The organism is Chloroflexota bacterium, assembly GCA_034717495.1.
GTDB lineage: Bacteria > Chloroflexota > Anaerolineae > JAAEKA01 > JAAEKA01 > JAYELL01.
On record JAYELL010000076.1, the window covers coordinates 133852 to 143866 of the forward strand.

Genomic DNA, 10015 nt, shown 5'->3' on the forward strand with positions numbered 1-10015 from the left:
AAGGTGAACCAGGGAGCATCCGAGCACACAGGAAAAAGCATCGCGGTCATCACCAGTGGCGGCGATTCGCAGGGGATGAATGCCGCTGTCAGGGCTGTCGTTCGAACGGGGCTGAACCGCGGCATTGATGTTTTCGCGATCTACGAAGGATACCAGGGCATGGTGGAGGGGGGTGACTACTTCCGAAGGATGACCTGGGAGTCTGTCGGCGGTATTTTGCATCAAAGTGGCACCGTGATCGGCACGGCCCGTTGCGAGCAATTCCGCGGACGCGAGGGACGCCGAAGCGCTGTCAAGAATCTCATTTCCCACAGCATCGACAGGTTGATCGTCATCGGGGGTGATGGCAGCCTGACCGGGGCCAATCTCCTGTGCCAGGAATGGCCCGAACTGTTGTCAGAGCTGGTTGAGCTGGGAGAGATCGAGTCGGCCTTGGCCGATGCACACCCCCGCCTGATATTGGCAGGCATGGTCGGTTCCATCGACAACGACATGTTCGGCACAGACATGACCATCGGGGCGGACTCCGCCCTGCACCGCATCGCCGAAGCAGTGGACGCTATCTCCAGCACCGCGGCCAGCCACCGGCGGGCTTTCGTCATCGAGGTGATGGGTCGCCATTGTGGATATCTGGCCTTGATGTCTGCTATTGCCACCGGCGCCAACTGGGTCTTCATTCCCGAATACCCGCCCGAACAAGCCAACTGGGAAGATGTGATGTGTGACAACATGGAGGCCAGCCGGGAGATGGGGCGCCGGCACAGTATTGTCATTGTCGCCGAGGGCGCCCGCGACCGCCAGGGACGACCAATCACCAGCGAATATGTCAAAGAAGTACTGGAAGACCGGTTGGCCAAGGACACGCGTATCACTGTCCTGGGCCATATCCAACGGGGAGGAAAGACCAACGCCTTCGACCGCGTCATGGGCACGATCCTTGGCTATCACGCGGTGGATGAAGTATTGACCGCCGACCCGGACCGGGAACCCGTGTTGATTGGCATCCAGCAACATCAGGTTATCCGCTCTCCCTTGATGGAGTGTGTCGCTCAAACCCATCAGGTGGCAAAACTGATTGCAGCCGGCGACTATGAAAAAGCCGTTTTTATGCGCGGCGGCAGCTTCGCTGAGGAGATCAGAACCTTCTATACCCTGGCGAGCGCCCAACCCAGTGATCCGGCGCCTGGCCAGAAGGCGTTGCGCCTGGCGGTGATGCACGCGGGTGGTCCCGCGCCCGGCATGAACACTGCTGTGAGAGTTGCTGTCCGCCTGGGAATCGACAAAGGACACAAGGTATTCGGCATCAGGAATGGTTTCGAGGGCTTGATCGAGGGCGATATCCAGGAGATGGATTGGATGACGGTCTCCGGTTGGGTATCCCGAGGAGGCGCCGAGTTGGGCACCAATCGGCGCAGACCGCGAGCCGACGACTTTGAGGCCATCGCCCGGCACCTTGAGCAATATCGGATCGATGGACTGCTCATGATCGGCGGATGGACGGGCTATCAAGCCTGCTGCGATATGCAGGTTTTACGCGACTCCTATCCTGCCTTCGATATTCCAATGATCTGTTTTCCGGCATCCATCGATAACAACCTGCCCGCATCCCAGCTGAGTATCGGGGCCGACACCGCCCTCAACAGCATTGCTTTCGATGTGGACAAAATCAAGCAGTCGGCGGTGGCATCGCGGCGCTGCTTCGTTGTCGAGGTTATGGGTCGCTATTGCGGCTACCTGGCACTGATGAGCGGAATCTCCACTGGCGCCGAAAAGGTCTATTTGCCAGAGGAGGGTGTCACCTTAGCCGATCTTCAGCATGATGTAAACCTGTTGATCGAGGGCTTCGAGCACGGCAAACGGTTGGGCTTGATGATCCGCAATGAGAAGGTCGATCCCCTGTACACCACCGATTTTATGTGTGCCCTCTTTGAAAAAGAGGGTGGCGATCTGTTCGATGTTCGCCAGGCAATTCTGGGACATGTACAGCAGGGAGGCAATCCTTCACCCTTTGATCGCATTCAGGCGACTCGCCTGGCGTCCAGCTGCGTCGAATTCCTCATCGAGCAAGCCAGCCGAAATGATCCCAGGGCTACTGCCATTGGCCTGCAACGAGGCAGGGCGGTGTTAATCGACCTGGCTGACCTACCGCCGCTCATGGACCATCTGCACGAGCGACCCAAGAGAGAATGGTGGCTCAGTTTGCGACCCATCGCCAAGACGATGGCCTATCCGAATTTCGACTATTGAGATCAGCATATCCAGCTTTGACCCGGAGAATGCAAGGGAATAACCCATGTCTGAATTGACCGGCTCCCCTGCCTGGCAGGCGCTTAGCAATCACTACCAGGAAATGGCCGATGTGCCTATGCGAGACCTCTTCGCCGCGGACCCGCAGCGCTTCGATCGTTTCACATCGACCATTGACGACATCCTGTTCGACTTTTCAAAGAACCGAATCACCGCAGAGACCCTGGCGCTTCTGGTCGATCTGGCCAATCAGGAGGCCCTTCCTGCCAGGATCGATGCCATGTTCAACGGAGCGAAGATCAACAACACGGAAAACCGCGCCGTCTTGCATATCGCCCTGCGCAATCGCAGCAACCGGCCGATCCTGGTCGATGGCAACGATGTGATGCCTGAAGTCAACCGGGTTCTCGAAAAGATGCGCCGGTTTTCGCAAAGTGTTCGTTCCGGAGAATGGCAAGGCTTTTCCGGACAAGCCATCACCGATGTTGTCAACATCGGAATCGGTGGTTCTGACCTGGGGCCCAAGATGGTTGTAAACGCGCTGACTCCTTACATCAAGCCCGATCTGCATTTCCATTTTGTATCCAACGTCGACGGCACCGATATCGCGGAGACCCTGAAGCCCCTCGATCCACAGACGACCCTCTTTCTGGTTGCGTCAAAAACCTTCACCACCCAGGAAACCATGACCAATGCCCACACAGCGCGGACATGGCTCCTGGCCACAGCCGGGGATGAGACGGCTGTGGCAAAACACTTCGTGGCGCTCTCGACGAACCGCGAGAAAGTTGTCGAGTTCGGCATCGATCCGGACAACATGTTCGAATTCTGGGATTGGGTTGGTGGGCGCTATTCCCTCTGGTCGGCCATTGGGCTATCGATCGCGCTGGCCATCGGCATGGATCGTTTCGAGGAACTGCTGGACGGGGCATTTGTAGTTGACGAGCATTTCCGGACAGCACCTCTGAAAGAGAACATTCCGGCAACCATGGGCTTGCTGGGACTCTGGTACAATAACTTCTTTGGCGCTCAATCCCAGGCCATCCTTCCTTATGACCAGTATATGGCCTGTTTCCCCATGTACTTCCAGCAGGGTGACATGGAGAGCAATGGCAAAAGCGTGGACAAACAGGGCAAGCATGTGGACTACACAACCGGCCCCATCATCTGGGGACAACCGGGCACCAATGGACAGCATGCCTTTTATCAGCTCATTCACCAGGGCACCAAGCTGATTCCCTGTGATTTCCTGGTGCCGGCCCAGTCGCAAAACCCCATTGGCGAACACCACGATATTCTGCTCTCGAATTTCCTGGCTCAAACCGAGGCGCTGATGAGAGGAAAGACAGCTGACGAGGTGCGCGCGGAACTGGAGAGCCAGGGGGTTGCCGGCGAGGAACTGGAACTTCTCGTGCCGGCCAAAACCTTCGAGGGAAATCGACCCTCCAGTTCGTTCCTCTTCAAAAAACTGACACCCGGGACCCTTGGATCGCTCATAGCCCTGTACGAACACAAGATCTTTACCCAGGGCGCTATCTGGAATATCAACTCCTTCGACCAGATGGGGGTGGAACTGGGCAAACAACTGGCCAGGGCTATCCTGCCGGAACTGGCAGGAGACACCCCGATCGCATCCCATGACTCGTCCACCAATGGGCTTATCAACGCCTTCAAACAACTGAGGAAGAGCAATGACTAACGCCATCTATCTCACAACCACCGAACCATACTCGGGTAAATCGCTGGTCTCATTGGGAATTACCGACCATCTACTGCGAATGACCAACCGGGTGGGCATTTTCCGACCGGTGATCGGCACGGATCCCAAAGAAGGCCGCGACAAAAACATCGAATTGCTGCTGGAATACTTCAACCTGGATCAGGATTACGGGGACACCTACGCCTACACGTGGAACGAGGCAACCGAACTCATCAGCCAGGGCCGCTACGATGAAGTGCTGGACCACGTCATCGAAAAATACAAGGCCCTGGATGAGCAATATGATTTCGTTCTGGTCATCGGATCGGACTTCGAGCGGAGCGGTGCTCACCTGGAGTTCGACTACAACGCCGATATCGCCAAGAACCTCGGTGCCACGGCACTGGTGGTTACCAGAGGTCAGTCGAGCGGCGAAAACGGCAACGCCGAAGGCATCGCCAACACGGTCCAGGTCTCGGTGGACGCGCTGCAAGAGCGCGGTGTCGATGTACTGGGTGCTGTCGTCAACAGAGCCGACATCAACCAGGTTGACCAGATCAGGTTGGCGCTCAAGGAAGAAATGCCCGATGAGGACCTGCTGCTGGCGGTGATTCCCGAAGATGTGACGCTCAGCAGTCCGACTCTGGAAGAGATCGTGGATCATCTGGACGGTAAGGTACTGTACGGGCAGGATAAACTGGACAACCTTGCCCTGCGCAACCTGATCATTGCCATGCAGATCCACAATTACCTTGACCATCTGACCAAGAACGCGCTGCTGATAACACCGGGCGATCGCAGCGATGTGATCCTGAGCGCGATGCAAGCCCACCGCTCGCGTAACTACCCCCGTATCGCCGGCATGGTATTGACCGGCGGACTCACTCCCGCCGCCTCGGTGGACCGTTTGCTGGAAGGTTTGCCGAACATGGTGCCCATCATCTCCGTGGAAACAGACACCTACGATACAGCAGCTGCGATCAGCAATGTCCGCTCCTATATCACAGCCGACAATGCTGCCAAGATTGCAACCAGCCTGGATATCTTCGAGGAATTCGTTGATACCACTGCCCTCGAAGAGATGATCAGCGAGATCAAACCCCACGGCATTACGCCCAGGATGTTCCTGTACAACCTCGTCTACCAGGCACGATCGGACAAACAACATATCGTACTGCCTGAGGGGGACGACGAGCGAATCCTGCGGGCTGCCGAGGTTCTAATAAACCGGGGCATCGCTGAACTGACTCTGCTGGGTAAATCGGAACTGATTCTCCACGAGATGACACGCTACAGCCTGCAGATCGACCCCAACTACCTGCATATCGTCGACCCAAAATCCTCTCCCCATTTCGATGATTACACCCAGACACTGGCAGATCTTCGCAAACACAAGGGCATGACCCTGGAACTGGCGCAAGACCTGATGACCGACGTCTCTTATTTCGGTACCATGATGGTCTACAAGGGACATGCCGACGGCATGGTCTCGGGAGCGGTCCACACCACCATGCACACCATCCGACCTGCCTTGCAGTTCGTGAAAACCAAGCCAGGTTACAGCGTGGTTTCCTCGGTCTTTTTCATGGCGCTGGATGACAAGGTGCTGGTCTACGGAGACTGCGCGATCAACCCCAATCCCACTGCCGAAGAGTTAGCCGAGATCGCCATCTCGTCGGCCGACACAGCCCAGGCTTTTGGAATCGAGCCCAAGGTGGCCATGCTCTCCTACTCCTCCGGTGAATCTGGCAAGGGAGAGGATGTAGAGCGGGTACGGGAAGCCACCAGGATCGCCCAGGAACGACGACCCGATCTGCCCATCGAGGGTCCTGTCCAATACGATGCTGCGGTCGATCCTGGTGTTGCAGCCAAAAAGATGCCCGGCTCCCGGGTGGCTGGACAGGCCACCGTCTTTATCTTCCCCGATCTCAATACGGGTAACAACACCTATAAGGCGGTACAGCGGGAAACGGGTGCGATCGCCATTGGTCCCGTGCTGCAGGGGTTGAAAAAACCGGTCAACGACCTTAGCCGTGGCTGCACGGTTGAGGATGTTATCAACACCGTGGCCATTACCGCGGTCCAGGCTCAGAACAACGAATAGAACATGAAAATTCTGGTAATAAACTCAGGAAGCTCATCGATCAAATACAGTCTCTTCGATGCCGGGGAGCAGCAGGCATTGGCTACAGGCCTGGTCGAACGCATCGGCGAAGATAGTAGCCGCATCAAACATCAGGCCGTCATTGACGGTAAATCGCGTCAACTCACCCGAGACCTGGTGATCGAAGATCACCGCCAGGGCTTGAAACTGGTAACTGAATTGCTCCTGGACGACCAGATAGGCGTGCTCGCTTCGGCTGCCGACATCACAGCCATTGGTCACCGGGTCGTGCACGGCGGCGAGCGCTACAGTCAGCCGACCGTGATCGACGATGACTTGATAGAAGCGGTGCGGACTCTGGCTCCCTTCGCCCCCCTGCACAACCCGCCCAATCTGCAGGGAATCGAGGTGGCTAGCGAACTGTTCCCCGATGCGACGCAGGTAGCTGTCTTCGACACCGCCTTTCACCAATCGATGCCGGCAGCTGCTTACCGTTATGCCATTCCCAACTATCTCTACGATGATCATGGCATTCGCGTCTATGGTTTCCATGGCACTTCCCATCTGTATGTCACGAAACAGGCCAGCCAATACCTGGGCAAACCGCTCGATGAGATCAATCTGATCACTGCCCATCTGGGCAATGGCGCCAGCATCACCGCCGTGCGCGGCGGGAAATCGGTGGACACCTCCATGGGATTCAGTCCGCTGGCTGGCCTGGTGATGGGAACCCGCAGTGGGGATCTCGATCCCGCCGTGTTATTCTTCCTGGGAACAAAACTGGCCATGAGCTTCCCGGAAATCGACCGTCTGCTCAATAAACAGAGTGGCATGATCGGCCTCACAGGAAACAACGACCTGCGGGATATCGAGGACCGGCAAGCCGAGGGTGATGATCAAGCACAACTTGCCCTGGACGTCTATACCTACCGCATCAAAAAGTATATCGGCGCTTACATGGCAGCTCTGGGCCACGTGGATGCCATCGTTTTCACTGCCGGCGTGGGTGAGAACAGTCCCTACGTCCGCTGGCATGTCTGTCAGGGCCTGGAAGGACTGGGTGTGATCCTCGACGCCGATAAGAACGATATCCTCGCCCGGGAGATCACCGAACTCCAGGCCAACGACAGCCCCATCAAGGTCCTGGCGATCCCGACCAACGAGGAATTGGAGATTGCCCGACAAACCCTGGAGGTACTCCAGGAGAACTCTGGCTGAAATAGAACCTGCATTCACAACATAAGGAAGGCGTCCCTGCCAGTGAAACCAGCCGGGATGCCTTCTTTCTTTCTCTCCGCTACCATTCGAAGATGAATTTCAGTTCGTGTACATCACCCGTGTCGTGGATCAGGGCCAGATTGTTGATGGGAATCTCCCAGTTCAGGTTGCGATCACCCAACCAGCCCGCGGCGACTGCCAGCTTTTCCGGCGTCAGATCATTGTTGGCCAGCGTAATGTGGGGCATCCAATTGCGCGGATGGTAGTAATCCGAAGTGCCCGTTGCCACCTCTGACAGCTCTGGCCACAGCAAGCGGTGTAACCGTGCCAATTCCCGTGTGCGTACAACCGGGACATAAAGAACCGGCCCTGGTCCGGTGAACACACCCAGACCGGAGGCGCTAATGTTGAAGCCACCGGCATTGCTGGCGAAGCGTTCCAACACAGCCTCCAGCGCGTCCAGGTCATAGGATTCGGCGACCTGATAGCTGAAATGGGGAAAAGGCGTTTGATAGATGCCGTGGATATCAAATCGTTCGGCCAATTCCGCCCAGAGATTCTCTACTTCCTTTTCGTGCCGTTCATCGAGCAGTGAGACGATGCCGTGCATACCCTTGCCTCCACAAAGTTGAATATGGTGTTACCTCCCGCGCCACACCGTCGAATTCCTTTATCCTGGGTTTAGCTGTCCTCCCAGGCGATTTACCAGCGCCAACACAGCCCCGACGCAGGCCGGAAGCTCCCGCTCAAGTTGATGCCGGCTGAAAGCCAACCAGTGCCAATGGATTGATGTTGGTTGAGCCAGTATCTCTGGTTCGGCATGCGATTCAAGCTCGTATGCCTCTGCCGCGACTTCTTTCAGATCGGCGCACGGCTGACCATCTTCCTCACAGAGAATGGCGATCCGGCCATCCTGGCAGAATAGGGCAAAATCCAGAACCTGATCGCCCAGCTGGAAGCGATACTCCACCATCAACCCAGCCTCGCGCAAGGCCGTCCAAAGTCGTTCTTCGGGCCGGTCCCGCCACCAAAGATCATTGATCTCCCGGGCAGTCAACAGCTTGCTCAACGTAGTCGGAATAAAGGTAACCCGTCTGAGACGCCGGCTGGGAATGGCCTGTGACAGGCGGAGCAAGGGACCGATCTCCACCTTGTAGTAACGGTCTTTCGCCCTCGGGTGTTGGGACTCTTCAGGCAGCAACTGGTACCGGTGAACGATACGAAAGCGCTGCACTGGCGCATAGTATCTCACAGCCCAGGCCTCATCGCCAAAAACACTGGTCTGGTAGAACGCCAGGTAGTCGGCGGCTACCCGGCGAGGCGCGCGTTTCAGTGGTATGCGATACCAACCCTGACGCTGTGCTATATCGAAATCGCCCAGGTTAGTCATTACGACCACCAGAACGCGGGCATCCTGCTCGTAGCTGTTCATATTGTTTCCCCCAAACGGTTGTTAAAAGATTGCACCTGCCAAATCAGGCGCAAATCGGGCCAGGTCCCTGCGCAGACGCAACAGTGCCAGATCCTTGGCCTTGATCTCCAACATCACATCGAACGGACGTAGACTGGCCGCTTGTTGCATCAACGCGATGAACTCAAAGGGATTCACGAAATCGGCGTGCCGGGTCCATATGGGCTCCTGCAAGACCTGGGTGCGGCGGCCTGTCTCAGGATCCCGTTGCTCATTCACCCGCATTTCAGTCCGCGGTGAACTGAAATGGATCTTGGGACGCACGTCCGGTGGCCAGGTACCGAGACACATGGCCAGAGCCTCAGCTGTCGGGACCCGTTCAGGATTGTGAATGAGATGATGCAAGTTATCGAAAACAAGCCGGATCCCGGTCCGCTGGTGGATCCAGACAGTATCCTCGACACAAAAGCGGCCGTCGTCGTTCTCCAGCACCAGCCGGCGGCGAGTCGCTTCAGGCAAACGTACGAGATTGCGCACGAAACGCTCCCGGGCGGCGGCGGCATTGCCGTAAACACCGCCGACGTGGATCACTATCACTGCCTCTACACCCAGACCCATGGCATCCAACAAACGAGCTTGAACGCTCAGATCGGCTGCGCTTTTGGCCACCAGGGCATCGTCGGCTGAATTGATCACCACATGCAGGGATGGGTGAAAGGAAAGGCGAAGGCCCTGAACCCGCGCCAACTCTCCCACCTCCTCCAATTCATTCAGGCATTCGTCGATTTGGTCATGGAACTGAGGCAGATCAGGATGAGTCAGGTAGGGTGCCAGATCTGAGGACATGCGATACATCCTGATCTGTTTGAGCCGCAGGTATTCAAAGATATCGCGCAGGTAGACCAGGCTCACGCTCAAGTGAGGCTCGTTTTGCCAACGCCGGCTATCGTGCTCTTTTAGCCCACCCTGTCCCAGTATTTTGACAAGAAATCCCAAGCGCATGTGATGACTCTTGATCATGTGCGGAGAATGCGACGCTGACATTCTACCAGACGCTGGAAAGATTGGCAATCGACGGCTTTCAGAAGACCGCAGACGGCGGACGGCTTTCAGAAGACCGCAGACGGCGGACCGCGGACCGCTTTCAGAGGACCACAGACAACAGACGGCGGACGGCTTTCAGAAGACCGCAGACGGCGGACGGCTTTCAGAAGACCGCAGACGGCGGACGGCTTTCAGAAGACCGCAGACGGCGGACCGCGGACCGCTTTCAGAAGACCGCAGACGGCGGACGGCTTTCAGAGGACCACAGACAACGGACGGCGGACCGCTTTCA

Annotated in this window: 7 protein-coding genes; 4 read left to right on the forward strand and 3 right to left on the reverse strand. The window is 56.9% G+C overall.

Annotated features, from left to right (window positions below; all coding sequences use genetic code 11):
• The first annotated feature begins 3 nt into the window (after window positions 1-3).
• The 4 genes from U9R25_14425 to U9R25_14440 are packed head-to-tail and all read left to right on the forward strand — an operon-like array spanning window position 4 to window position 7268.
• Window positions 4-2247 (forward strand): 6-phosphofructokinase, encoded by a 2244-nt coding sequence (locus U9R25_14425; GenBank protein ID MEA3337102.1) that lies wholly within the window; start codon window positions 4-6, stop codon window positions 2245-2247.
• 46 nt (window positions 2248-2293) lie between these two features.
• Entirely contained in the window at window positions 2294-3946 is a 1653-nt protein-coding gene (gene pgi / locus U9R25_14430; GenBank protein MEA3337103.1) for a glucose-6-phosphate isomerase, read from the forward strand.
• Window positions 3939-6050, forward strand: a complete 2112-nt coding sequence (gene pta / locus U9R25_14435; protein MEA3337104.1) for a phosphate acetyltransferase — start codon at window positions 3939-3941, stop codon at window positions 6048-6050. The genes pgi and pta overlap by 8 nt, the downstream gene beginning before the upstream one ends.
• A gap of 3 nt (window positions 6051-6053) precedes the next feature.
• On the forward strand, window positions 6054-7268 hold the full coding sequence (locus U9R25_14440) for an acetate kinase (GenBank protein ID MEA3337105.1): 1215 nt from the start codon (window positions 6054-6056) through the stop codon (window positions 7266-7268).
• A 79-nt stretch (window positions 7269-7347) separates the two neighbouring features.
• Here U9R25_14440 and U9R25_14445 read toward each other — a convergent pair whose 3' ends face one another.
• The 3 genes from U9R25_14445 to uvsE are packed head-to-tail and all read right to left on the reverse strand — an operon-like array spanning window position 7348 to window position 9681.
• Window positions 7348-7878, reverse strand: a complete 531-nt coding sequence (locus U9R25_14445) for a 2'-5' RNA ligase family protein (protein MEA3337106.1) — start codon at window positions 7876-7878, stop codon at window positions 7348-7350.
• A gap of 60 nt (window positions 7879-7938) precedes the next feature.
• Entirely contained in the window at window positions 7939-8700 is a 762-nt protein-coding gene (locus U9R25_14450) for a hypothetical protein (protein ID MEA3337107.1), read from the reverse strand.
• A 21-nt stretch (window positions 8701-8721) separates the two neighbouring features.
• Window positions 8722-9681 carry a UV DNA damage repair endonuclease UvsE gene (gene uvsE, locus U9R25_14455; GenBank protein ID MEA3337108.1) on the reverse strand — a complete coding sequence of 320 codons (960 nt, stop codon included), beginning with the start codon at window positions 9679-9681 and terminating at the stop codon, window positions 8722-8724.
• Between the last annotated feature and the right edge of the window lie 334 nt (window positions 9682-10015).